Annotated in this window: 16 protein-coding genes; 1 reads left to right on the top strand and 15 read right to left on the bottom strand. The window is 73.3% G+C overall.

The annotated features are described in order from the left end of the window. From ACWKZU_RS14915 to ACWKZU_RS14885, 7 genes are all read right to left on the bottom strand, one after another. The coding region (locus ACWKZU_RS14915) for an immunoglobulin domain-containing protein (protein WP_449283122.1) at positions 1-1,907 on the bottom strand (1,907 nt) is incomplete at its 3' end. Between the two features lie 119 nt (positions 1,908-2,026). Further along, positions 2,027-2,857 carry an ABC transporter ATP-binding protein gene (locus tag ACWKZU_RS14910; RefSeq protein WP_449283121.1) on the bottom strand — a complete coding sequence of 277 codons (831 nt, stop codon included), beginning with the start codon at positions 2,855-2,857 and terminating at the stop codon, positions 2,027-2,029. Further along, positions 2,854-3,963 carry a FecCD family ABC transporter permease gene (locus ACWKZU_RS14905; RefSeq protein WP_449283120.1) on the bottom strand — a complete coding sequence of 370 codons (1,110 nt, stop codon included), beginning with the start codon at positions 3,961-3,963 and terminating at the stop codon, positions 2,854-2,856. Before ACWKZU_RS14905 ends, ACWKZU_RS14910 begins: the two co-directional genes overlap by 4 nt. Then, positions 3,960-5,000, bottom strand: coding sequence for a FecCD family ABC transporter permease (locus ACWKZU_RS14900; protein ID WP_449283119.1), 1,041 nt, complete (start codon positions 4,998-5,000; stop codon positions 3,960-3,962). Before ACWKZU_RS14900 ends, ACWKZU_RS14905 begins: the two co-directional genes overlap by 4 nt. After that, on the bottom strand, positions 4,997-5,905 hold the full coding sequence (locus ACWKZU_RS14895; RefSeq protein ID WP_449283118.1) for a hypothetical protein: 909 nt from the start codon (positions 5,903-5,905) through the stop codon (positions 4,997-4,999). Before ACWKZU_RS14895 ends, ACWKZU_RS14900 begins: the two co-directional genes overlap by 4 nt. A gap of 36 nt (positions 5,906-5,941) precedes the next feature. After that, a complete protein-coding gene (locus ACWKZU_RS14890) occupies positions 5,942-10,645 on the bottom strand; it encodes a hypothetical protein (protein WP_449283117.1) in 4,704 nt (1,567 codons plus the stop codon). Further along, positions 10,642-11,724 (bottom strand): iron-siderophore ABC transporter substrate-binding protein, encoded by a 1,083-nt coding sequence (locus tag ACWKZU_RS14885; RefSeq protein ID WP_449283116.1) that lies wholly within the window; start codon positions 11,722-11,724, stop codon positions 10,642-10,644. Before ACWKZU_RS14885 ends, ACWKZU_RS14890 begins: the two co-directional genes overlap by 4 nt. Positions 11,725-11,926: 202 nt before the next feature. Between ACWKZU_RS14885 and ACWKZU_RS14880 the strand changes: the two genes are divergently transcribed. Further along, positions 11,927-13,243, top strand: coding sequence for an enterochelin esterase domain-containing protein (locus tag ACWKZU_RS14880; protein ID WP_449283115.1), 1,317 nt, complete (start codon positions 11,927-11,929; stop codon positions 13,241-13,243). Here ACWKZU_RS14880 and ACWKZU_RS14875 read toward each other — a convergent pair. From ACWKZU_RS14875 to ACWKZU_RS14840, 8 genes are all read right to left on the bottom strand, one after another. Next, complete coding sequence (locus tag ACWKZU_RS14875; RefSeq protein WP_449283114.1) at positions 13,165-13,824, bottom strand: 4'-phosphopantetheinyl transferase family protein; 660 nt, start codon at positions 13,822-13,824, stop codon at positions 13,165-13,167. The genes ACWKZU_RS14880 and ACWKZU_RS14875 overlap by 79 nt on opposite strands. Continuing rightward, positions 13,821-17,771: an amino acid adenylation domain-containing protein gene (locus ACWKZU_RS14870; protein ID WP_449283113.1), complete on the bottom strand. Its 3,951-nt coding sequence runs from the start codon at positions 17,769-17,771 to the stop codon at positions 13,821-13,823. Before ACWKZU_RS14870 ends, ACWKZU_RS14875 begins: the two co-directional genes overlap by 4 nt. 5 nt (positions 17,772-17,776) lie before the next feature. Continuing rightward, entirely contained in the window at positions 17,777-18,709 is a 933-nt protein-coding gene (locus ACWKZU_RS14865) for an isochorismatase family protein (protein WP_449283112.1), read from the bottom strand. After that, positions 18,706-20,352: a (2,3-dihydroxybenzoyl)adenylate synthase gene (locus ACWKZU_RS14860; RefSeq protein ID WP_449283111.1), complete on the bottom strand. Its 1,647-nt coding sequence runs from the start codon at positions 20,350-20,352 to the stop codon at positions 18,706-18,708. The genes ACWKZU_RS14865 and ACWKZU_RS14860 overlap by 4 nt, the downstream gene beginning before the upstream one ends. Beyond that, positions 20,349-21,431 (bottom strand): isochorismate synthase, encoded by a 1,083-nt coding sequence (locus ACWKZU_RS14855; protein ID WP_449283110.1) that lies wholly within the window; start codon positions 21,429-21,431, stop codon positions 20,349-20,351. The genes ACWKZU_RS14860 and ACWKZU_RS14855 overlap by 4 nt, the downstream gene beginning before the upstream one ends. After that, the gene (locus ACWKZU_RS14850; RefSeq protein ID WP_449283109.1) at positions 21,428-22,204 is read right to left on the bottom strand and encodes an SDR family oxidoreductase; all 777 of its coding nucleotides are present in this window, start codon (positions 22,202-22,204) and stop codon (positions 21,428-21,430) included. The genes ACWKZU_RS14855 and ACWKZU_RS14850 overlap by 4 nt, the downstream gene beginning before the upstream one ends. A gap of 79 nt (positions 22,205-22,283) precedes the next feature. Next, positions 22,284-22,871 carry a TetR/AcrR family transcriptional regulator gene (locus tag ACWKZU_RS14845; RefSeq protein ID WP_449283108.1) on the bottom strand — a complete coding sequence of 196 codons (588 nt, stop codon included), beginning with the start codon at positions 22,869-22,871 and terminating at the stop codon, positions 22,284-22,286. Between the two features lie 169 nt (positions 22,872-23,040). Continuing rightward, entirely contained in the window at positions 23,041-25,440 is a 2,400-nt protein-coding gene (locus ACWKZU_RS14840) for a YhgE/Pip family protein (RefSeq protein WP_449283107.1), read from the bottom strand. Positions 25,441-25,460: the final 20 nt, after the last annotated feature.

The raw sequence follows: 25,460 nt of genomic DNA, 5'->3' as shown, positions 1-25,460 counted from the left end.
GCACGGTACTGCGTACCCGACAGACCCGCCGACACCTTCGCAAGCCGCAACGTCGACGACGTCGCACCCGCGACCGGCGCCCACGAACCCGAACCCTTCCTCGACTCCCACCGCACCGACGGCACCGGCGAACCCGAAGCCTTCGCGGTGAACGCGGCCGGAGAGCCGTCCACCACCGACACGCTCTTCGGGCCGGCGGTCACCACCGGGGGCGTGGCACCCGGATCCGGCGCGGCGGTCACCGAGAACGCGGACGACTGCAGCGTGCGGGAGCGGTCCCCCGTTTTCAGACTCCCCGTGAGCAGGCGGAGCGTGTGAGCGGACCCGGGGACCAGCGCGGGCTGGGAGCCGAGCGTCGCACCCGAGTCGGCCCCGGTGCCGTTCGGGACCGGCATGTCGACGGAGAACGCTCCGTTCGCGTCGGCGTCGACGATCCACCAGATCGTCCGGTTCTGATGCGTCGAGGAGTCGAGCCGCGAGTAGGCGCCGTCGTCGATCTTGATCGCCACCCGCGATCCCTGCTCGCCATCGGGATGCAGGAAGCCCTCGCCGCTCACGCGGACCGTGCCGCCGATCTGCGCGGACGACGCGACCGTGACGACGGCCTCGGGCGGGGACTCGATGACCAGAGTGCGGGAGAGCTGCGTCTCCCCATCGCCGAACGTCACCTCGAGCGGCCCCTCCGGCGCGGTCTCGGGAAGCTGCACGCGCGTGAATCCCTCGCGCGAGGTATCCCCGTTGGCATCGAGTCGCCAGGCCTTCTCCGAGGCGCTGATCTGCCCGATCCCGCCGAGCTCGACCGTCTCTCCGCCGATCTCCGCGGTCGCGGTGAGCGTACCGCCCGGTGCGAAGCCGACGGCTCGGAACGTCCAGGTGCCGCCCTGCTGCACGAGCAGGTCCTCGACCCCGCCGGCATGGTCGCCGGGGTTGAAGACGCGAGTCGTGGCGGCCGTGACCGTCACGGCTCCGCTCGACGCAAGGGCCTCGCCGGAGCCGGCGTCGCGCACGATCACCGCGTAGTCACCGCCCGCGACCGCATCTCGTGGAACGGTCAGCTTGCGATAGGTCTGTCCGTCCGGATCGTCGGTGTTGCCATCGGCCCCGATCGCGAATGGCTTCGAGACCACCGTCGCCCCCTCGGCGTCCACCAGATCGACGATCACCTGCGCCCCGGGTGCGAACCCCGAAAGGGTGAACCAGAGGTCGCCGTGCTGCTCGACCTGCTGGGTCGAGAGCGAGACCTCGGGTGCCGGGGCGACGACAGTGAAGCTCAGATTGACGGTGCGGGAGACGTCGGGGCGCAGGCCCTGGTTGCCGACGGTGTTCCCGTACAGCGTTCCGCTGAGCAGCTGCAGGCTGAAGGTGTCCCCCGGCTGCAGGGCCGGCGGGTTCTGGGCGATCTCGGCCGTGGGCCACGGGATCTCGGTCCGCCACTCCCCGTACTCGACCCCGGGCCACGCCTGCTCGTCCCACCATTCCCCCGTGCCGGCGGCCTGGACGATGTCCCAGACGTCGGGGCTCGCGTAGTCCGTGTCGCCGTTCCACGGGTTGACGACCTTCTGGGTGCGGAGGGCGTTGCCCGTGGCGCCGCCCGCCATGAACTTCACGCCGATGATCGACCCCTCGTCGCCCTCTCGGACATCGAACTCCCCGTCGCCGACCGAGTGCCCGGCCTTCGTCGTCCAGTGGGTGCCGGAGAGCGGGATCGGCTCTCCCGCGACCACCTCGGAGTCGTAGGTCACCGTTGCGCCGTCGACGTGGGTGTAGGTCTGCTCGGCCGCCTGCGCGGGAGGAGATGCGAGCGCGTCGGCGGCGACCAGACCGGTCAGCGCGAGTGCCGAGGCGATCAGCAGGGCCAGCGGACGGTGAAGGGGGCGATCGAGCATCGCGGATCCAGGGACATTCATGACAGCAACCTCTCCGAAGCCCCGGTGAGCCGGGGCGACTCGGGCCAACAGCGGCACACGCGGGCGCGAGAATCATTCACACCTGCTCTGAATGAGGGTAGCATAAGCTTCATCTGATCTTAAGCTCGCGTCGGCGTCGTGCTCCGTTCGGCCTCGACGTCCAGCGGTATGACGAGCGGCCTGCCCGTGACCGGATCCGGGATCACCCGGCACGGCAATTCGTAGACGCGCTCGATCAGCTCCTCCGTCACCACCTGCTCGGGCGGACCGCTCGCCTCGATGCGCCCCTCGCGCATCACGATGAGGTGGGTGGCGTAGCGGAAGGCGAGATGGAGCTCGTGCAGCACCAGCACGATCGTGCGCCCCTCGCGCTGCAGACGGCGCGCGAGGTTCAGCACCTCGACCTGGTGGGCGATGTCGAGATAGGTGGTCGGCTCGTCGAGCAGCAGGATCGGCGTCTGCTGCGCGAGCGCCATCGCGATCCAGACCCGCTGGCGCTGCCCGCCCGAGAGCTCGTCGACGTTGCGTTCCGCGAGTCGCTCCACGTTCGCGGCCAGCAGCGCATCGACCACCGCGCGTTCGTCTTCGGGAGTCCACTGCCGCAGGAGGTTCTGGTGCGGATAGCGGCCTCGCGCGACGAGATCGGCCACGGTGATGCCGTCGGGTGCGACGGGCGACTGCGGCAGGAGCCCCAATCTGCGCGCCGCGGCCTTGGGCGAGTAGCTGCGGATCGGTGCGCCGTCGAGCAGCACCTCGCCCCGCTGCAGCGGCAGCATGCGGGCGAGCGCCTTGAGCAGCGTCGATTTGCCGCAGGCGTTCGGGCCGACGATCACCGTGAACTCCCCCTCGGGGATCGCCACGTCGACCCCGTTCAGGATCCTGCGGTCGCCCCCGTAGCCCACCGCGAGGTCCCGGCCGATCAGTCGGCTTCCGTTCGCATTCGGGGTCACAGCCGTTTCCTTTCGATCGCGAGCAGCCACACGAGGTAGAGGCCGCCGAGAGCTCCCGTGACGACGCCCACAGCGAGCTCGGTCGGGGCGAACAGCCGCCGTGCGATGAGGTCCGAGACGAGCACGAGCACCCCTCCCATCAGCGCCGCGCCGAACAGCCCGAGACCCGCCGTGCGCGTGATCCGCCGCACCAGATGCGGCGCCGCCAGCGCGATGAACGCGATCGGGCCGGTCGCGGCGGTGGCCACGGCCATGAGCCCCACCCCCGCGAGTACGAGCACGATGCGCGAACGGCCGACCCGCACGCCGATCCCCGTCGCGGTGTCGTCGCCCAGCGGGAACTGCGAGAGCGGGCCGAACTGCCAGACGACGATCGGCGTGATCGCCGCGATCGCCAGTGCCACCGCGGCAACCTCGGGCCACAGCGTCGAGTTGAGCGACCCGGCCAGCCACTGCGACGCGGTCTGCGCCGCCTCGAGCGGAGCCCGCACCACGAGCAGCGAGTTCACCGCGGCGAGCACCGCACCGACGCCGATGCCCACGAGCACGAGACGGAAGCCCGCCACGCCGCGCCGCCACGACAGCGCGATCACGAGCACCGCCGTCAGCAGCCCGCCCACGACCGCGGCGACCGCGATGGCGAACGTGCTCCCGCCGACGAGGATGATCTGCACGAGCGCGCCCGTGGCCGCCCCCGTCGTGAACCCGATGATGTCCGGGCTGCCCAGCGGATTGCCCGACAGGGTCTGGAAGATCGCGCCGGACATCCCGAGCGCGGCGCCCACCAGCAGTGCGCTCACGGCACGCGGCAGGCGCACCTCGGTCACGAAGTACTGCGCGAGCGGATCGTCCGCGGTTCCTCCCAACGACGCGACCACCTGGCCGAGCGAGATCGGATAGTCCCCGATGAGGATCCCCGCCGCGCCCGCGATGACCGCGCTCAGCAGCAGGAGTCCGTACACCGTCGCGCTGCGCCGCTCGAAGCGGAAGCTCAGGCCGCCGATGCGCAGCGTCGCGTGCCGGCGGCGGAGCGCGCGGAAGATCCCGAGATCCCGGCTCGATGCGTCGGGACGCGCGGCGGTGCTGATCGCCCCTCCCTCGCTCACAGCGCCGCGATCCTTCGCCGCCGGACGATGTACACGAACATCGGCGCGCCGAGGAGCGCGGCCACGATGCCCACCTGGGCCTCCTCGGGCACCACCACGCGCGCGATCACATCGGCGCCCAGCAGCCAGGCGGGCCCCAGCAGCACGGACATCGCCGTGACCCACCGCTGATCCGAGCCGACGAGCAGCCGCGCCGCGAACGGCACCGCGAGGCCGACGAAGCCGATGGGCCCCACGGCCGCCGTCGCGGCTCCGCACAGCAGGGTGATGGCGATCATCGACCATGCGCGGGTGGCCCGCACCCGCACTCCCAGGGCGCGGCCGGTCTCGGTGCCGAGCGCGAGCGCGTTCAGCGCCGGCGCCAGGAGCACCGCGATGAGCAGGCCGCTCAGCACGAACGGGAGGATCGTGAGCAGCACGGGGTACAGCCGTCCCTCGAGCGACCCGGCGACCCAGAAGCGGAACTCGTTGTAGGCGGTCTGATCGGCGAGGATGATCGTGGTGGTCAGCGCCTGCAGCGCCGCGCTGATGGCCACGCCCGCGAGTGCGAGGCGCACGGGCGTGGCAGCCTGGCGGTGGGAGCTGCCGAGCGCATAGACGGCCACCGAGGCGAGAGCCGCCCCCGCGAACGCGAACCACAGGTAGAAGCCGATCCCGCTCACCCCGGTCAGCGCGACGACCAGCACCACCGCCACCGAGGCGCCCGCGTTGATCCCCAGGATCCCCGGGTCCGCAAGGGGGTTCCGGGTGAGCGACTGCATCAGGCCGCCGGCCACACCCAGCGCGGCCCCCACGGCGATCCCGAGCAGCGTGCGCGGAACGCGCAGCTCGTGCAGCACGGTCGACGCGCTCGATGCGTCGGGGGCGAGGAGCAGCCGCCACGTCTCGTCGAGGGGGATGCCCCTCGACCCGACCGAGAGCGAGAGCAGCACCGCGACCACGAGCGCGATCGCCCCTGCGACCAGGGCCCCGGCCTTGACGGACGCCGGCCGGACGAGGTCGGCTCCGACGGGGGGAATCGCCGTCGCCGAGCTCATGCCTCGGACTCTGGGCGAACCGCTCCGCCCTCCGGCGAGGCGGCCGGGCCGGCCTGCGACGCTCCCGCCGCGGCGATCCTGCGGCGATGCAGCAGCGCCCAGACGATCCCGAGGCTGCCCAGCACCAGCGCTCCGCCGAGCACCCCGATCCCCGCCCAGGGCAGTGACGCCGTCGCCGCCGGCGCGGCAGCGGCCTCGACGCGCTGCACATCGCCGCCGGCGCCCTCCTCGACCGTGGTCGTGAGGTCGTCCATGCTTGCCGCCGGCTCCTCGTCGCCCACGTCGAGCTTCAGCTCCCCGCCCTCGGCCGGGGTTTCGCCCTCGCCCTCACCGCCGGCGCCAGCAGTTCCCGCGCCGGTGTCCCCGCCGGTCAGCGCCCCGGCACCGGCGGCCCCGCCGCCGCCCGATCCGCCCGCGACCACGGTGAAGTCGTTGCCGCCCCGACGGGTGTATCCCTCGTAACCGAGCTTCTCACCGGTCTTGGAGTCGAACACATCGCCGGTCGCGAGCATCCGGAGCCAGTGCGCTCCCTGCGGCAGATCGGGCACCACGATCGACCCCGTGGCGTAGCCGTTCGCGTCGAGCGCCTGGGTGGCGTAGACGCAGGCGCCGTGGGAGGTATCGCTGCACGCCGCGCCGTCGTCGATCTTGATGTAGACGGTCTCGTTGGGCGGGTATCCGGAGACTTCGAAGTAGAGCAGGTCGCCCACCGCCACCTCGGCGGGCCACACCCGCGAGCTGGTGCCCGGCGTCTCCGGACCCGGCCCGTCCGGCGGCAGCGCCTGGGCCGCTCCGCCGAGGGAGAGCCCGAGCAGGAGACCCGCCGCGGCCAGGACCGCGGCCGAGAGCCTCCCGACGGCGCGGATTCCCGTGCTCGCACTGGACGTGCGCTGTCGCTTCGTCACTTCTGCATTCCTCTTTCTCTCGTCTCTCGCCACCGCTCAGCTCGGCTCCGCCGATGGCGGCGCCGAGGCCGGGACGGGTCGCTGCGGGCTGCGCAGCACGATCACCGCGGCCGCCGATCCGGTGAGCACCAGCAGCGCCAGGCCGATGAGCACGAGGGTCCAGTCATCCGCGAGCCCGGCGATCCCGGTGACCGCGGCCGGACCGGCGACCGCCGGGACTCCCGCCGCCGCGGAACCGCCGGATGCTCCCCGCTCCCCGCCGTCCGCGGCCACCCAGCCGATCAGCTCGCCGTCCTCGCCCACGAAGGCGAGTCGGTTCCCCCCGCTCGGCAACTGCTCGATGTCGAGCATCACCGTACCGTCCCCACCGACGCGCACCCAGTCGACCGGCACGACTCTGCCGCTTTCCGTGTACAGGAAGAGGAACACCCACTTCCCGTGCACGGACTCGGGGAACGTCACCTCGAGCCCGCCGTCCCGCTCCGCGGCGGTCAGGTCGCCGGCGTTCGCGCGCACGAGATCCTCGTAGGCGTCGACGGGCTGCTCCGGCACGCCGCCGGGCTTGGGTGTGCTCGCCTGCACGGCGCTCGTCGCGAAGCGCACGCCAGCCGGCACGGTACGGGTGCCGTTCTTCGAGCCTCCGGAGTTCGTCGCCGGTTTCTCCGCCGCCGCGACGGTGGCGCGCGTCCACCCGAGCAGCCCGCCGGTGCGATCCTGCACCGAGAGCTTGTTCGTGCCGGCGGGCAGCTGCACCCCGTCCAGCGGCAGCACCGCCCGGCGCTTCGCATCGAGCTCGAACCACTCGGTCTTCCAGGGAAAGCGAGGGCTCGTGCCGTCGTAGACGTTCACGTACACCCAGTCGCCCGGCTTGCCCTTCGGCACCGTCACGAGCCACCGGTCGGCCTGCTGCTCCAGCTGCACCCCACCGCGGACACCCGCGGTGAGGTCCTGCCCGGCGTGCAGCGGTTTCGGCGGCGCGGTCGGCTTGCCCGGCTTCGCGTTCGTGGTGTCGCAGGTCTCGCAGACCACCGTGAACTCGGGGCTCTGCAGCGTGCGCGAGGCCTCCCGCTTGCCGCCGTAGTACGGATCCCCCGCGAGCGTTCCGGTCATGATCCGCAGGGTGTACGACCCTTCGGCGAACCCCGGGTTGGTGTTGCCCCGCGTCGGCACCGGGACGTTCACGTCGAAGCTGCCGTCGTCATCGGCCTCGATCACGTACCAGATCGTCTTGTTGCTCCGGCAGACATCCGCTCGGCAGACGCCGCTCTCCTTGCCGGCCGCCGCGTTGAACACCCGCGCCACCGCGCTGCCCTTGTGGGAGTATGCGCCGTCGTTGATCTTGATGGCGATGTAGGAGCCCTTGCCCGTCACCGAGTTGCACCAGTTCTGGCCGGTGAGCCGGATGCTGCCGCCGATCTTCGCGGCCGGCACCTGCATGCCGGGGGCGAGCCGGTAGCTGGCCTCGGCCGGCTCCGCCGTGCACCCCTTCGTGACCGGCGGCGAGTACGGCAGGCCGTCCACGGTGATGGGCTGCGACGTCCAGTCGCGCTCCACATCGCCGAGGGCGGTCCCGTCGTCGTGCGTGGTCAGCCGCACGGACACGTAGCTCCCGGCGCGCGCCTTCGCGGGCAGCTCGATCCTGGTGGAGAGCACCCCGGCCGCGCGCACGTGAACCCGCTGCCACACGGTCGGGTCGGCGGCCACGGGATGCGGATCGGCCGCCGTGCCGGCGTGGCGGTAGTGGGCCCCGTTCTGATCCTGGAGTCTGATGTCGACGACGGATCCCGCCCGCCCGTCCTTGGTCAGCCACCCCGTTCCGGTGAGCGGGAAGCTGGCGCCCGAATCCGCGGTGGTCGGCACCCACGCGAACGCGGTGTCGTCCTGACCCGGCGACGCGTAGGTCTCATGGGGGTAGATCGGCTTCCGCACCTCGATCGGATCGCTCGGATCCTCCACGACCGTGAAGAACAGGGTCGCTCCGCGCTGCACGTCGGTCGGTTTGCCGAGCAGCGATCCCGAGAGCATCCGGACCGCGTGAGTGGTCCCCGGCGCGAAGCGCTGTGCGAGCTCCTGCTGAGAGAAGCCGCCGCGGCCGTCCTGGGTCTTCGACACCGTCTGCACGGTCGGCCACGGGATGGTCGCCGTCCAGGTGCCGTCCGAACGCGCCTGGACCATGGCATGGGTGCGGCGGTCATCGACCGGGTCGCCGGTGACGGGGTGCTCGACCGGCTGCTTCACGTAGACCGTGTTCGGGTCGCCGGAGTAGAGCGCGTCGAGGAAGAAGTTGACCACCGATCCGGTGCGCCCGTCGGTCGCGCGATAGCCGCTCGTCCCGCTGATCACGATGTCCTCGCCCACGACGACCTTCTCCGGCCCGGAGAAGCAGAACGGCGCCCCCTCGTACCCGGCGGGCCCGTACGACGCGCCGCAGTACTCGCGCACGTTCTCGCGCGGCGTCACCGTCAGCGTCGCCGGGTTCGTGGTCACGCCGTCCGGGTTGCCCGGGTTGCTGAAGCGCGCCCGGTACCGCCAGGCCGCGTCGGTCGCCGTGACGCCCTCGAGCACGAGCACGGCATCGTTCGCGCCCCGGATGGTCTCCCACTCCTCGCCGTCGCTGCTGCGCTCCCAGCGGGTGACGATCTCCGCTCCGGTGGCCTCCGCGACGAAACGCGCCCGCTCTCCGGCCTCCGCGCTCTGCGACGCCGGGTGGGTCCTCACCCCGACCTCGCTGGCGGCGACGGCCAGCTCGGCGGCGCGAGTGGTCGCCCGTCCCGCCGGGTTCGAGAACACCGCGCGGTACTGCGTGCCGGACATCGTCGTCTTCACCTCACGCACCGTCAGCTCGCGGTCGCGCGCTCCCGGGATGTCGCGCCAATCGCCGCCGGGCGTCAGCGACTGCCACTGCACCTCCGGCGCCGGAATGCCCGAGGCCGAAGCGGTGAAGACGGCGGACTCCCCCGCGACGGCGGAGACGTCGCCCGGCTGCAGCGTGATCTCCGGGGCCGCGGCCGGCGCGGTCGGCGCGTCGACCACGGTGAAGCGCACGGAGATACCGCGCTGGTAGTCGCCCTGCAGCTGCGAGCCGCTCAGGATGCGCACGATGTGCTGGCTGCCCGCTCCCCAGTTCTGCGCGAAGAACTCCCGGGTCTGCGTGGTGTTCGTATGATCGGGCCAGGGGATCTCCATGCGCCAGCGGCCGCTCGCATCGGCCTGCACCATGCCGTGGGACCGCGGATCGTCGAAGGTCTCGCCCGTGGCCGGATTGGTGATCGTGCGCGTGCTCTCGAGCGTCGCCGGATCGCCGGAGTAGGCCGCGTCGAGCATGAAGTTGACGACGGAGCCGCGCCGGCCGTCGGTGTGCAGGTACCCCTCGCCCGTGATCACGATCTTCTCGCCCGCCACGATCGCATTCGGCGCCGAGACCGAGAACGACTGCTGCGGGAACCCGACCGGGCCGTACGACTCGCCGGCCACCGAGACCGGCGAGTTCGTGTCGAGGCGTTCGAAGAGCCGCAGCTGCGCGGGACGGCTGGCCGTCGAGCCGGCGTCGTTCGTGAACACCGCGCGGTAGAAGGTGCCGTGGCCGGAGAGGGCGGCGTTCGCGATGGTCAGCGTCTCGGACGTCGCCCCGGCCACGTCGGCCCAGGTGTCGTCATCGGCCTCGCCGTCGGCGAGTGCCGCCGCGGTGCTCTGCCACTGCACCGCGATCCCGTCGCCCGATGCCGTCGCCGTGAACACGGCCGTCCCGCCCTCCCGCACCGTGCTGCCGCTCGGCTGCGTCGTGACGACCGGAGCGGGCACGATCGTGAGCTTCACGGCGTCGGTGATCACCTGGACTCCGTCGGCGTCCGTGAAGACGGCCCGGTACCAGCGGTTCCCCTGATGAGGGCTGCTCCCAGCGCTGAAGGTGAACGTGGGCGTCGTGGCCCGGTCGAGTCCGCTGGCGGTCCAGCCCGTGGGGACGCTCGACGCGCTCAGCGTCGTGCTGCGCTGCCACTGCACGGCGACCGGATCGGCCCCGCCGCTCACCTGCGCCGAGAGCCGCACGCTGGCGCCCTGAGCCGCGCTGACGGGCTGCGGCTGCTCGACCACGGTGAGCGCCGCCGCGGCCGCGGCGAGACGGCTCTCCGGCTGCCGGGCGACCGGCGCATCGTTGGCGGGCGCGTCTGCGCCGTCGCCGTCGTCCGCTCCCGGGACCTGCGGGTCCACGGACTCCTCGGCCTCCGTCGCATCCGCGACCAGCAGCTGCGCCGGATCCGAATGCACCGATGCCCCGTCCGCCCCGGTGAGACGCACGCGGTAGGTGCCGGAGTGCCCGGGCTCCGCCGCGGCGAACACCAGGCGCTCGGTGAGCGCGCTCGGCTGCCCGACCGCGTCGAGCTCCGTCCACGCCGCGGGGTCGGCGGGGTCTCCGTGCTCGCCGAGCCGCTCCCAGTGATAGGAGGCGGCGTTCGCGGCGACGACCACGAGCGCCGCCTCGGCGCCCGCCGCGGCCTCGACGTTCTGGGGCTGCACCGTCACCGCCGGAGGGGGCGCGGCGGCGTCGTTCGGAGCCGCCGCGTCGTCGGCCGGGGCCTGCGATTCCTCGGTCTCGGCGACCGGCTGCTCCACCGACGTGTCGACCGGGTCGGCGACCGGATCGGCGTTCGCATGCGCCGCGGGGACCATCCCCGCGACGAGACCGAGGACCAGCAGCGCGGTGAGCGCGGGCTTCACGGCGATCAGGCGTCGAACGCTCACAGCAGCGCTTCCTCTACCGCGTCGATGATCCCGCGCATGAGCAACGGCCCCCCGGTCGAGGTCCAGAGCGAGCCGTCGACGAGGATCACGTTCCCGTCGCGATAGGCCTTGAGACGGGTGAAGCCGGGAACCCCCTGCGCCTCCGCATAGGCCTGCTCGGCGCCGGAGAGGTCGGCGGTGCCGCCCGCGACCGGGTTGCCGACGCTCGACCCGCCGAGCGTGCCGAAGAACATGTAGTCGGCGTCGGCGTCGTCGAGGTTCTCGAGCGAGATCGGCTCGGAGTGCCCGCGCCCCTCCTTGTCCTGGGCCGGCGGACGGGCCAGCCCGATCGCCTCGAGTGCCATGCCCGGCGGCAGCTCCTTGAGGATGAGGGAGGCGTTCGAGCCCTGCCAGCGCACGATCGAGAAGGTCTTGTCCTCGTACCCCGCGTCGGAGAGGCGATCCTCCACCTCCGCCGCATGCTCGTCGAGATCGGCGAGGATCCGCTCCGCGTCCTCCTGCAGGTTGAGCGCGTTCGCGACGTTGCGGAAGGTCGTCTTCCACTCGGCGCCCGCGTAGCCGACGAAGTACACGGGAGCGATCCGCTCCATGATGGCCACCGACTCGGCGTTGTTGCCGCCGGAGGCGTAGGTGAGGATCAGGTCGGGCTTCAGCTCGGCGATGGCCTCGAAGTTGAACTGCGCCACCGTTCCGACCGCGGGGATGCCCTCCGCGCGATCGAGCAGGTAGTTGGGCATCGTGGTCTGCCCGCGTCCGTTGACCGAGCCGACCGGGGTCACGCCGAGCGCCAGGGCGCCGTCGAGCGTCGGTTCGCTGAGCGTGACGACCCGCTGCGGTTCGACGGGAACCGCCACCGCCTCGTGCTTGACATCCTCGATCACCCGGATGGGCGTGCCGTCCTCGAGGCCGGGTACGCCGTCGGCGATCCCCTCCTCGCCCACCGCCAGGCCGTGCGCCGTGGGGCCGTCCGCGTCCGTCGCCGTGCCGGGCGAAGCCGGGTCACCGGCAGCGCAGCCGCTCAGGATCAGCGCCGCCAGGAGTGCGATCGCCCCCAGTCGTGCACGGGCGCTGAATCGCATACCGGATACCCCTTCTTCACGCCTCCGAGACCCGCCGGCAGGCGCTGCTCGTCCTGCGACTCGGTGCCTCGTGCGGGACGAGCGGCGAGCGGCGGAGAATCGACTTCTCTCTCACATCAGGTCAGAATAAGGATATACATACATACATCTGATGTTCAACGCGGGCCTGGAACGTGCTCGCGCGAGGGGAGCCGACGAACCGATGGTCGCCACGCAGCCGGAGCACGACGCACCGTGCAGCACCGCACCCGGGGCCGGCGACGGCCGCCGCCCGCCGCGCATCCCCCGGCCGGCCCCGGCGCCCCGCTGCGCGAGCCCACTGCTCGCCGAACTCGGAACCCGATTCCGCGCGGCGCGCCCGGGGTCGGATGCGGTCGCCGGGGATCCGCGGCTCGATCACGCCGTCGAGGAGTTCTGGGCCGGTCCCGGCGCGCGCTCGCCGCTGCTCGAGCGCGACGCGGCGGGCCGGCCGATCCTCACCTTCCTGTACCGCTCGCCGAGCGCCCACGGCGTTCTGCTGCTCGTGAACCGGCTCGCCGACGGCACCGACCTCGCCCACTCCGAGCTGGAGCGGCTGCCCGGCACCGACATCTGGCACCTCTCGTACGCGCTCGAACCGGAGTGGCGGGGCTCCTACGGATTCCTGGTGCACCAGGGCCCCGACCCCGCCCCCTGGCGCAGCCCCGAGCCGATCACGCTGCGCGCGCTCTTCCAGCGCGCGCACCCCGATCCGCGCAACCCGCAGCGCTGCCCGAACCGCTCCGGCCACTCGCTCTCCGTGGCCGAGGGGCCCGCCGCTCCGCCCCAGCGCTGGCTCCGCCCGCCCGCCCGCGATGATGTCGGCCCGACCGCGCTGCGCACCGCGACCGGGCCCGACGGCCGCCGCTGCTGGGTCTTCGACCACGGCACGGGCCCGCGCCCGCTGTGGGTGATCCTCGACGGCGAGGTCTGGGCCGAGCAGTTCGATCTCGGCGCGACGCTCGAGGCGATGATCCGAGCGGGTGAGGCACCGCCCCTCAGCGCGATCCTCGTGGATTCCGGCGGGGTCGAGCACCGCTGGGACACGCTGGGCGGCGGGTCATCCTTCGTCGACGAACTCGCCGACGGCTACCTGCCCTGGGCGCGCCGGCTCCTGGACGCTCCCGCGCCCGCCGGACTCTGCGGAGTGGCCGGGCAGAGCCTCGGCGGGGTCGTGGCTCTGCGCTGCGGGCTCGAACGCCCCGACGCCTTCGGGATGGTCCTCTCCCAGTCCGCCTCGCTCTGGCTCGGCGAGCGGACGCTCGAGCGCATCCCGGGGAGCGCGACGGATGCCGAGACGCGCTTCCGGCTGGAAGTGGGCACGCACGAGTGGATGCTGCTCGAGCCGCACCGCGCACTGCACCGGCGCATGACCGCCGTCGGCATCGACGCGGAATGCGTCGAGTACGCCGGCGGGCACGACTACGCCTGGTGGCGGGGTGCACTGCCGGAGGGTCTCGTCGCGCTCGGTCGCTCCTCGCGCACGCACCAGGCGCCGTAGACCCCGCCGGCGCGGCCGCGCCACTCGCCGATCCGCGCTCCGGCCAGCGGGCGCAGAGCCTCGATCAGGTGGACGCGGTCGAGCGTGCCCAGTCCGGCTTTGACGAGCGCCTCCTTGCGGGTCCACAGCATCGCGAAGGCGTCGCCGGGAGTCCGCTGCGCATGCACCCACCTCGCCTCGTCGTCGGTGAGCACCCGGCGGAGCACCGTCGCTCCGGCGCGCTCGACGTCGATGCCGCAGCGGGACCGCGACGCGATGGCCGCGACGCAGCCCCGGGTGTGGCTGAGGCTCACGTGCACCGCTGCACCCTCGATCCGCGGCGCACCGTGGGCGTCGCTGCCGCAGGTCCGGCAACGCTGCGCCAGGACGAGCTCCCCCGCCTCGCACTCGAGCAGTTCTCCGGCGCACTCCCGCACGAGCAGGTGCGCCGCGTCGTAGGCCGCTCGATCGGCTGCGCGCACGATGCGGCTTCGGCGCGCCTCCTCCGCCGCGGTCATCCAGCGGGGCGGAGGACCGGTCCCGGTCCCGGTCCCGGTCCCGGTGCGAGGATCGGGCACCTCGAGGAAGCGGACGACCGTCACGAGACCGCCGCCCGGGCACGATCCGCCGCTGCGCGCCGGCCCGCGCTCCATCTCTCCCGCGCCGCGGCGATCTCGTCGGCGATCACGGACGCCACGCGCCCGGAGGCCGGGCGGCGCACGAGCTCGGCGTGCGAGACTCCGACGGGCACGATGCGCACCTCTCCGGCGACGTGCGCGCGCCAGCCATCCGCGTCGAGATGGGTCTCGCTCCGGGGAGCCGCAGCGGTGATCACGGTGAGCCCGCCGGGCAGGCGAACCGGGGGCGCGGTGCGCACGATCCTCGTCGCCTCGATCACACTCGCGACGCAGCCGTTCAGCAGCGCCGGCGGCAGCGCGGCGAGCGCGCTGCCGGAGCGCCGCAGTCGTTCCACGACCGCGTCCCGCTCCAGGTGCTCGGCCTCGCGCGGGTCGGTCTCGTCCAGGCCGCCGAGCCGCAGCACGCCGACGAGCGCCTCCGACTCGGTCGGCTCGGCGAGATGCTGCCACTGCTCGGCGGGGTACGCGTCGAGCAGCACCACCGCCCCCACTCGCTGCCCCTCGTTGCGCGCCAGCGCCGCGACGGCGTGCGCGGCCATCCCGCCCAGCGACCACCCGGCGACGTGGAACGCACCGCCGCCGACCACTCCGCGGACGGCCGTCAGCTGCCGGCGCGCGAGTGCGGCCAGGTCTGCCACGGGTTCGGGCGCTCCGCGGCCCAGGCCGGGAGCCTGGATCACGTGCACCGGCTGCGAACGCGGCAGCCCGGCGAGCAGGCTCGTATAGCACCAGCCCAGCCCGCCGGCCGGCGGGAGCAGGACGAGCGGGGGGATGTCCTCCGCTCCGGCGCGCAGGGTGAGCACCTCGGCGAGATCCGCGGCGCCGTCCGGCGCATCGCCGCCGCCGGACCCACCCGCACGGTCGAGACGCGCGGCGAGCCCAGCGGCGGTCGGGTGGGCGAAGATCTCCGCCAGGCCGAGTTCGCATCCGAGATCCTGCTCCAGCCGACCGAGCAGCCGCAGCGCCGAGAGGGAATCGCCGCCGAGGTCGAAGAAGCTCGCGTCGACCGGCGCGGCGGGCAGCTCGAGCGTCTCCGCGACGATTCCCGCGATCCGCTGCTCCAGGAGACCCCGCGGACCCGTGCCCGCCTCGGCGACGGCGGGAGGCGGATGCTCCGCGAGCAGCCGCCGCCGGTCGGCCTTGCCGCTGCTGCTGAGCGGAATCCCCGGCACCGGGATCCACCGGCTCGGCACGAACGCCGACGGCAGCACGGCCTCGGCGACCCGTCGCAGTTCGCCCTCCGCGTCGTCGGCGGCTCGCGCCGCAGCGAACCACACGACGAGCCGGTCGTCCGCGAGCCCGGCGACGAGTCCCGTCACGCCCGCCGCCCCTCCCAGCGCGGCCTCGATCTCGCCGAGTTCGACGCGCTGGCCGCGCACCTTCACCTGGTCGTCGGTGCGGCCGGCGTAGAGCAGCGCGCCGTCCGGTCTCCGGCTCGCGAGATCTCCGGTGCGGTAGAGGCGCCCCCAAGAGGTCTCCACGAAGCGCTCGGCCGTCAGCTCGGGCCGGCCGGCGTAGCCGATGGCGAGCTGCTCCCCGCCCAGCCACAGCTCTCCGACGGCGCCGACCGGCACGGGGCGCATCCGAGCGTCCAGAACCAGGCACGAGGTGTTCCAGACCGGTCGCCCGATGGGCACTCCCGCGCCCGCCGCGGTCTCGGTCTCGCCGCACTCCCAGGCGGTCACGTCGACCGCGGCCTCGGTGGGACCGTAGAGGTTCGTCGGGCGCACGCCGAAGCACTCCTCCGATCCGGCGACGAGGTCGGCGGCGAGCGCCTCGCCGCTCATCACGACCGCTCGCACCGGGCCTCTCGCACCCCTCGCGGCGGCCTCGGAATGCTCAGCGGCGATGATCCCCCGGCTGCGCTCGTCGGCCAGGAAGGCGCGCAGCATCGAGGGCACGAAGTGCAGCACGCCCACCCCCTCGGCGACGATCGTGCGGGCCAGCGCGCGCGGATCCCGGTGCTCTCCAGGCGCGGCGATCACTACCGCGCCCCCGGCCTGCAGCGGCCAGAACAGCTCCCAGATCGACACGTCGAACGAGATCGGCGTCTTGTGCAGCACACGTTCCCCGGGGCCCAGCCCGAAGCGGTGCTGCATCCAGGCGAGACGGTTGTCGATGGCCCGGTGCGAGACGAGCACGCCCTTGGGACGGCCGGTCGACCCGGAGGTGAAGATGAGGTAGGCCGCGGCATCGACGTCATCCGGCGGGTCGCCGCGCCACGGCTCTTCCGCGCGCAGCGATCCGACATCGTCGATGACCGCGGCGGCCGCGGCGTCCTCGAGCATCATCGCGATCCTGGTCTGCGGCAGCTCCGGGTCGAGCGGCAGGTACACCGCACCCAGCAGCGCGACCGCGTGCACCGCCTCGAACAGCTCGAATCCGCGCGGCAGGCGGACCCCCACCACGTCCCCCGCTCCGACCCCGCGCGCCCGCAGACCGCCGGCGATGCGGCGCGCCCCCTCGAGCAGCTCCGCGTAGCTGCGGCTCTCCCCTCCGCTGCGCAGGGCGACGGTCTCCGGGACGAGCCCCGCCCGGTCGACGAAGCGGCGGCCGAGGGTGGCGGGGCTCCGGCCGACATGCGTGTCGTTGCAGCCGGCCGTGACATACGCGAACTCGTCGTCGGGCAGCAGCTGGAGATCGGCGACGCGCGCCGGCCCATCGCTCGTCGCCCAGACGTCGATCCAGTGCCGCAGGCGCGCGAGGTGCAGGTCGAGCGACGCCGCGTCGTACAGGTCCGGGTGCGCGTCGAGCTCGAGCCGCACGCGCCGGCCCCGTCCGGGTGCGCCGCGCACCGTGAGGGTCAGGTCCTCGACGGGCCCCGCCGTGATGTTGCGCACCGTGCCGACGGCGGGTCCGAGGGACAGTTCGAGCTCGAACGGGACGAGGTTCACCTGCATGCCGAAGAGGTCGAGCCCCGTCCGTCGCGCGAGCCGGCGGGCCAGCCGCTCCTGGCGCTCGAAAGGGTGCAGGCGCAGCGCCTCCTGTTCGGCGCGGCACGCGGCGAGCACCTCGTGCACGGTTCCCGTGCCCGGGATCACGGCGGGCAGCACGTTCATCGCCGTGCACACGGTGCGCGCGCTGCGCAGGGCGCCGATCCCGGGCAGCGTCCGGTTCATGAGCGGGAGGCCGATCCGGGCGGAGTCGAGGCCCGCGTACCTCGCGACGTAGCTTCCCGCGGCCGCGATCACGAGGTCGGTCCAGCCGCAGCCCAGCGCCCGGGCCCCCGCCGCGATCCGGCGCTGCAGCTCCTCGTCCAGATCGATCTCGCGGCGGAGCGCGCGGTGCGCCGGCTGCAGCGTGCGGCCCGCGAGCGAAGCCTGCCCCGCCATGCGCGCGAGCCGCTCGTCCCAGAACGCCTCGGACCCGTGGGCCCGATGGTCCTCCGCGACGAGGGCGGCGAGCGGGATCCGCTCCCGCGTCTCGCCGGGAGCCTCGCCCGCGTCGAAGAGCTCGGCGATCCGGCGCAGCAGCAGCTGCGCCGCGTAGCCGTCGCAGACGACGTGGTGCGCGGCGTGCCACCACCACGTGCGCGAGCCCGGCAGCCGGATCAGCCCCGTGCGCGTGGTCTCGCCGTCGAGCAGGTCCAGCGGACGCTCCAGGGCGGCCTCGATCATCGCGTCGGCGGCCTCGGGGGTGTCGGCTTCGGCGAGCTCGAGATGCACCGCACCCGCCTCCCGCACCCGCTGAACGGGACCCTCCGCGGTCAGCCGGAACTCGGTCCGGAGCTGCTCGAACTCGTCGTACGCTCGCTCGATCGCGGCAGCCAGGCGGTCCGCGTCGATCTCGCCGTGCAGTTCGACGACCTCCGCCGTCGTGCAGGCGGGGCTCCCGGGGTCGAGCTGCTGCGCGAAGAACAGGCCCTGCTGCGCCGGCGTCAGCGGCAGCCAGGCGGACGCGCTGCCCGGCACCGTGCTCAGCCCGCTTCCACGACGGTCCGCCGGCGCAGCCAGTTCACCGTCGGCGTGCGCACGAACTCCCCGAAGTCGATGTCCACACCGGCGTCCGCCAGCACGTCGAGGAACTCGAAGGCCCGCAGCGAGTCCAGACCGAGTTCGAAGAGGTCGGCATCGGGCGCCGCGAACGCCGCATCCAGCTGCGGTTCGTCGATGAGCCCCCGCATGGCGGTGCGGATCAGGCGGTCGCCGTGCGGCGGCCTGTCCGACGCGACGCCGGAATCGACGCCGGCTCCCTCCGCGCACTCGATCGGCGGGGCGGCGCGCAGCCCGGCCAGCACCTCGTCCGCGGGGACCACCACGCCGCAGCACGCGGCGATCTGCGCGAGTGCGTTCCGATGCTGCTCCGCGCCGAAGTCGGCGACCCCGTCGGCCACGACGAACGGCTGGATCTCGCGCTGGAACGCTTCGAGCGCCGTCGCGGTGATGCCGATGTGCGCGTACACCCCGGTGATGATGAGCTGGTCCCGGCCCGCCCCCAGCAGTCGCTCGGCCAGGTCGCTCCGCGCGAAGGCGCTGTAGCGGTGCTTCGTCAGCACGATGTCGCCGGGCTGCGGCGCGACCTCGGCGACGATCGAGGTGTGCTCGGGGATCCCGCGCATGCCCGGCCCCCAGAGATCGCGCTGCAGACCGCGCTCGCCCGGATCCTGGTCGCCCTGCTGCGCGGTGTAGAACACCGGCGCGCCGATCCGACGCGCCGCCTCGACGATCGCCGCCGTCGCCGCGAGGACCGAGCGCAGGGCCTCGCAGTTCTCCGCGTATGGACGCAGGAAGTAGTGCTGCAGGTCGTGGACGAGCACCGCCGTCCGCGCCGCATCGAGCCGCCAGTCGGCGCGGCTGACCGGCAGGGGCGCGATCGGCGGAGCGTAGTCGATCGTTGCGGGGAGGCTCATGCTGTTTCCTTCAGGCTCTGCGAGAGCAGGCGGCGCAGCTCTCGGCGGCTGTTCTTGCCGACGTGGGTGGCGGGGAGGGTGTCGAGGAAGATCACGCGGTCGGGGATCTTGTAGGAGGCGAGGCCCGTCGTGCGGAGGTGTGCGATGACATCGGGCTGCTCCCCCGCCCGCTCGGGCTGGACGACGAGCACCACGCGCTCGCCCAGATAGGGATCGGGCACCCCGATCACGACCGCATCGCGCACCGCGAAGTGCGCGAGGGCGACGCCCTCGACCTCCTCGATCGAGACCTTCTCTCCGCCGCGGTTCACCTGGTCCTTGTCGCGCCCGGTGACCACGAGGTGCCCGCTCGGCAGGCGGCGTACCAGATCGCCCGTACGGTAGAAGCCGTCCTCCGTGAACGACTCGGCGTCGGCCCGGGGCGAACGGTAGTAGCCGCGGATGGTGTAGGGCCCGCGCACCAGCAGCCGGCCCTCCTCCCCATCGGCCACGTCGTGGTCCTCCGCGTCGACGATGCGGAGCTCGTCGTGCGGGCTGATCGGGCGCCCCTGCGTGGTGAGCACGAGCTCGTCGGCATCCTCGGAGCGGGTGTAGTTGACCAGGCCCTCGGCCATGCCGAAGACCTGCTGCAGCCGTGCTCCGAGCACCCGGCGCACCTCCGGCGCGACGGCGTCGGACAGCCTCGCCCCGCCGACCTGCAGGGTCTCGAGCGTCGAGAGGTCCGGGCCGCGGCGCTGCGCCGCAGAGATCCAGGCCTGGGCGAGCGGCGGTACGAGCGCCGCGGTGGTCACCCCGTGCTCGGCGATGAGGCGGAAGGCCGTCCTCGGGCTCGGGTCGCCCGCGAGCACCACGGTGCCGCCCCGGTGCAGCACGCCGAGGATCCCCGGAGAGCTCATCGGGAAGTTGTGCGCCGCCGGCAGCGCGACCAGCATGCGCGTCGATTCGTCGACGCCGCAGATCTCGGCGCTCGACCGCACCGAGTACAAGTAGTCGGCGTGCGTGCGCGGGATCAGCTTCGACACTCCGGTCGTGCCGCCCGAGAGCTGCAGGAATGCGATGTCCTCGGAGTTCGCGGCGGGCAGCGGGGCACCGTCGACGGCGCCCGCGGGACCCCCCGGCTCGTCGCGCCATCCGTTCACGTCGACCAGCACCGGAGGCGCCACGCCGCTCGGTCGCAGGCGTTCGCACACCGCCGCGTACAGCGCTGCGTGATCCGCCCGGTCCGCGCCGGCCGAGACGACGAGGGCCGCCGCGTCCGCGAGCTCGCAGAACTGCGCCAGCTCGACCTCGCGATGCGTCGGCAGCGCGAAGACCGGCAGCGCGCCCATGCGGAACAGCCCGAGCACCGCCTCGAGGTACTCGACGATGTTCGGCAGCGCCACCACCACCCGGTCGCCGGGGCGCACCCCGATCGCGGAGAAGCGCGCCGCGGCCGCGAGGGCCCGTCCGCGCAGCTCGGCGTAGCTCCACCTGCGCTCATCGCCGCCGCTGTCGGGGCCCACCAGGGCCTGCCGGTCCGCGAAACGAGCGGTGCGCTCCTCGACGAACTCCGCGAACGTCTCGTCGGTCCAGTATCCGAGCCGCCGGTAGTGGTGCCGGAACTCGGCCGGCCACCCCCGTACGGCCGCCGGTCGACTTCTCATACCCCCACCGCCTTCAGCATCGTCGCGAGCTTCGCGCCCGTCTCCCGCAACTCCGATTCGGGATCCGAGCCCGCGACGATGCCCGCGCCCGCGTACAGCCGCAGCCGCTCGCCGTCGAGCACCCCCGCGCGGATCGTGACCGCGAACTCCCCGTCGCCGCTGCCGTCGACCCAGCCGACCGCTCCCGTCAGCGGGCCGCGATCGCTCTCGAGCTGCGCGATCACGTCGAGCGCCGCCGACCGCGGCACCCCGCCGACCGCGGGCGTCGGCTGCAGCAGCTGCGCGAGATGCAGCGCGCTCAAGCCGCGGTCGTCGGGGACGGCGAGCTCGGCGCTGATCCGAGTGCCCAGGTGGTGGAGCGTGTCGGTCGATACGAGGCGGGGCCGCGCATCCGCCTCGACCGCGACGCAGACGCGGGAGAGCGCGGTCACGATCTCGTCGACCACGAAGGCGTGCTCGGCGAGATCCTTCGCCGACCGCTGCAGCAGTTCGGCCCGCCGCCGGTCCTCCTCGGGATCGGCCGCCCGCGGAACGGACCCGGCGAGCGGCACGCTGAGCAGCCGCTTCCCGCTGCGCCGCACCAGCAGTTCCGGGCTCGCGCCGATCAGCTGCGCCGGCACCGGGCCGCCCTCGAGCGGCAGACCGAAGACGTACCGGCCGGGGCGATCCCGCAGCAGCCCGCGCAGCACCGCGACCGGGCTCAGCGGCGGCGTGCTGGTCACCTCGACACCGCGTCCCAGCACCACCTTCTGCAGAGCTCCGGCATCGATCCGGTCGAGGGCGAAGCGCACGTTCGCGGTGTACTCCTCGGGAGTCGGGCGCTCCATGATCTCGTGCGTGGCCGGCGGACCGCTCGGCGAAGCCGGCTCGGGCAGCGGCGCGGGGTTCACCACGTGCGCGACGGCCGGTCCGTGCGGTTCGAAGGCGATGGCCGCGATCGCGCACTCGTCGGGCCGCAGCGCACCGACGATCTCGGACGCCCACTCGCCCCCGCTGCCGGTCGAGGTCCGCCTCGCCGATCCCGCGACGGTCCGCTCGCCCGCGAAGAGCACCGGCGCCGACGGCAGTGCCGCGCTCACAGCGACGCCCCGCCGTCGACGGTGATCCGCTGCAGCGTGATGTGGCGCGCGGCGTCCGAGAGCAGGAAGCAGACCAGGCCCGCGACATCGTCCGCGGCGCCGATCCTGCCGAGCGGGATCCCCACCCGGTAGGACTCGGGGTCGCCGTGGATCGCGGTCCGCGCGCCGAGTTCGGGATCGGGCCACAGCGTGCGCTGCATCGGGGTGTCGGTCGATCCCGGCTCGACGACGTTGCAGCGGACGCCCCGAGCGGCGAGCTCGAGGCCCGCGCACCTCGTCAGCGCCGACGCGGCGGCCTTCGAGGCGGCGTAGGCGAGCATGCCCGTGCGCGGCACGTGCGCCGCGTTCGAGCTCACCACCACGATCGCCCCGCCGTCCCGCAACCGCGGAGCGGCCTCCTGCAGCACGGTGAAGACACCGGTGACGTTGACATCGAGGTGCCGCTGCCAGGCCTCCCGCGTCGTGTCGCCGAGACCGCCCGGTTCGAGTACGCCCGCCGCGGAGACCAGCCCGTCGAGGCGTCCGAACGCCTCTACGGCGCGCCCCATCGCGGACGCGACCCCGGCGGCCTCGGAGACGTCGACGGGCAGGGCCAGCGCTTCGGGGGACCCGGCGCGCGCCAGCTCGGCGACGACGCCGGCGAGCCGATCCGCGTCCCGGTCCATCGCGGCCACCGCGCATCCCGCCGCCGCCAGGTGCAATGCCGCCGAACGCCCGATGCCCGATGCGGCGCCGGTGACCACCACGGCGCGGGGCGCAGATTCCGTTTTCATCGGATGAATATTAGCATGCCCTTATTCACACCTGATGAGGCAGGTGACGGACCCCCGTCCGAACGGGTGAGCGGTGCGCTCAGATCGCGCGCAGCACCTGGTCGAGCACCCGGTCCACCGGCTGGTCCCGGCGGAAGAGCAGCCAGTCGAGGCAGGCGCCGGCGAGCGCACCGAAGAACGCCGCCCCGGCGATCTCCGTGATCTCCTCGGCGGCACGGCCCGCATCCGAGGAACCGTCGCGGGAGCCGACCCGCGCCGACTCGGCGTCGCGCAGCACGTCTCGGAAGCGCACCACCACCGAGGACCGGGCAAGCTCCATCGCACCGGCCCAGGCGCGGTCGGTGCGGAACACCTCCGAGGCCATCAGCTTCGCGAGGTCGAGGTTGCTCCGCAGCGTCTCGAGCGTCGCCGCGGCGACCGCCCGCGGAGCCTCGTCCGGCTCCACGCCCTCGCGCGCCGCATCGATCGCCGCCGCCAGCCGCTCGAAGCCGTCGCGGATCACCTCCTCGAAGATCGCGTCCTTCGAGGCGAAGTTGTAGTAGAGGCTGCCCTTGGCCACGCCCGCGGCCTCGGCGATCTGATCCATCGAGGCGCCGCTGATCCCGTGCTGCGCCGCGACGCGCACCGCCGCCTCGGTGATGAGCCGCTTCGTGTTCACCCGTGCCATGGTCCTATCCTCTCCTACCGCTCCCCTCGCTGCGCGCCCCTCCCCGAGCATTCTCCGCCCGAGTGCAGCGGAGTGAGTCCCGAGTGGCTGCTTCCTCACCGCCGCGACGCCGCATCAGCACCCGGTCGTCCTGCGCGATTCCTCATCACGGGACTCCCGCCTCCCCCGCTCAGATCGCGAGCTCGGGGTGCAGCCGCTGGATCGTCCACACCTTCTGGCGCCGCGCCGCCACCGCGCTGATCGCGAGCGATCCGACCAGCACCGCGAGCATCACCGCGAGCGAGATCCAGAACCGCCCGTCGAGACCGCCGCCGATCAGCTGCCGCAGGCCGTCGACCACGTACGAGGCCGGCATGAACGGGTGCAGCGCCTGGAAGAACGCGGGCGTGGTCTCGACCGGGTAGGTGCCGCCCGACGAGGACAGCATGAGCATGAGCAGCACGAGACTCACCACACGACCGGTCGCGGTGCCGAGCAGGGCGATGAACATCTGCTGCAGCGCCAGGAAGGCGAGGGTCACGAGCAGCATGAACGCCGCCATGCCCATCCAGTGCGCCGGCCGCATGCCGATCCCGAACACCAGCACGAGCATCATGATCGCCACCTGTCCCACGCCGATGAGCGCGGCCGGCCAGAAGCCGGTGAGCACCGAGCGCAGGCCCGAGGTGTTCGAAGCCAGGGGGCGACGGGGCAGCGGGCGGAGGATCAACCACGTGATGAGCGCCCCGACGAAGGAGGCGAGCGCGATGAAGAACGGGGCGAAGCCCTCCCCGAAGCCCTGCACCGCGTTCTCGGTGTGCTCGTCGAGCTGCACCGGGGCGGCCATCGTCTCGGCGATGCCGACGCGCTGGCCGGGCGCAAAGGAGGGTGCCTCCTCCGCGCCGTCGGCGAGCCTGCCCGCGAAGGTGCCGGCGCCGTCGTGGACCTTGCCGGCGCCCGTCGCGAGCTCTCCCGACTTCTCGCTCGCCTGCTGCGCCCCCGCGTCGAGTCGCGCCGCGCCCTCCGCCAGCCGGCCGGAGCCGGCGGCGAGCCGCTCCGCACCCTCGGACGCGGTGGCGACGCCGCTCGCGAGCGCGCCGCTCCCGTCGGCCACTGTCTGCGCGCCGTTGGACAGCGAGGTGAGACCCTCGGCGAGCCGGCCGCTGCCCGCGTAGGCGGATCCGGTCTTGTCGTGGAGCGTGTCGGCACCGGCCGAGACCTGCGCCGCCCCCTTCGCGAGGTCGCCCGCGCTGCCGCTGAGCTGCGCGATCCCGCTCTCGAGCCGGCCCGCGCCGTCCGCGAGCTGCACGGAGCTGTCGGAGGCGGTCTGCGCCGAGGTGTCGAGCGCGGCCGCGCCCTCCGCGACCGCCGCCGCGCCCTCGTGCAGGCTCGAGGCGCCCGTGCTCAGCTGGGTCGCGCCGGCCGCGAGGGCCTGGATCGAGGTGCCCTGGGACTGCAGCGCGGCGTCGAGCTGGGCCAGTGTCATCTCGGGATGCTCGGCGGCCAGCTGAGCGATGCTCGCGGCGCCGGCCGACACCTGCGCCGCACCGCCGCTCAGCGTCTCCGCTCCCGTGGACAGATCGGCGACCCCGGTGTGCAGGGCGCTCGCCCCCTGCGCGAGCTGCCCGAGTCCTCCCGAGAGCGCCGTCATCCCGTCGGAGAGGGCGGTCGCGCCGGTCGCGAGATCGGCGGCGCCGTCTGAGATCTTCCGGGTGCCGTCGGCGACCGTCGCGGTGCCGCTCGACACCTGCTCGGCGCCGTCGTCCAGCTGCCCGAGCCCGTCGCGCAGCGCCCCCGACTTCGCGGCGGCCTCGCCGGCGCCCGCGGCGAGCGAGCCGCTGCCCTCGGCGAGCCGCGCGCTGCCGTCGCGCGCGCCCTCGAGTCCCTCCGCGAGCCGGTGCGTGCCGCTCGTGAGCTCGGGCGCCGTGGCCACCAGCTGGGCCGTTCCATCCGCGAGCTCCCCCAGGCCCGCGCTCAGCCCGGCGCTGCCGTCGGCGACGGCAGCGGTGCCCGATTCGAGGCGGTCCGCCGCTTCCGCGGCGTCGCGCGTGCCGTCGCTCAGCTTCTCGACGCCCACGAGCACCTGCTCGGCGGCCGTCCGCGTCGCGGTCTCGGCGACGGCGTCGCGCAGCTGCACCATGGCCTGCTTGCCCAGCGTCGACGCGAGGAAGGAGTTGTTGTCGTTGTAGACGACCTCGATCTCGCCGGCCCTCGGGTCATCCTGGAGGCCTGCGAGCGCGCTCGAGAAGCCGCTCGGGATCGTCACGGAGAAGTAGACGTCGCCGTCTGCCACCGCCTGCGCCGCCTCGGCGGCGTCGAGCGGACGCCAGTCGAGGTCCTGCCCCTCCTCGAGCTGCTCGACCACGTCGTCCCCCGCGGCGAGCACATCGCCATCGGGCTTCTCGGCCGGCTCGTCGAGGTTGACGACGGCGACGGGCAGCCGGTTCAGATTGTCGGTCGGGGCCCAGAACGCCCAGAGGTAGAGTGCGCCGTAGATGAGCGGGATGACGAGGAGCACGACGAGCGCGACCTTGGGCAGCGCGCCCTCGCGGAAGCGCTTCAGCTCGGTGCTGCGGGTGAACAGTGACATGGTGGTTCCTTTGCGCGCCG

It is taken from the genome of Leucobacter sp. (assembly GCF_053528595.1).
Note: the sequence above shows the minus strand (reverse complement) of the source record. Positions and strands in the feature narration are given on the sequence as shown.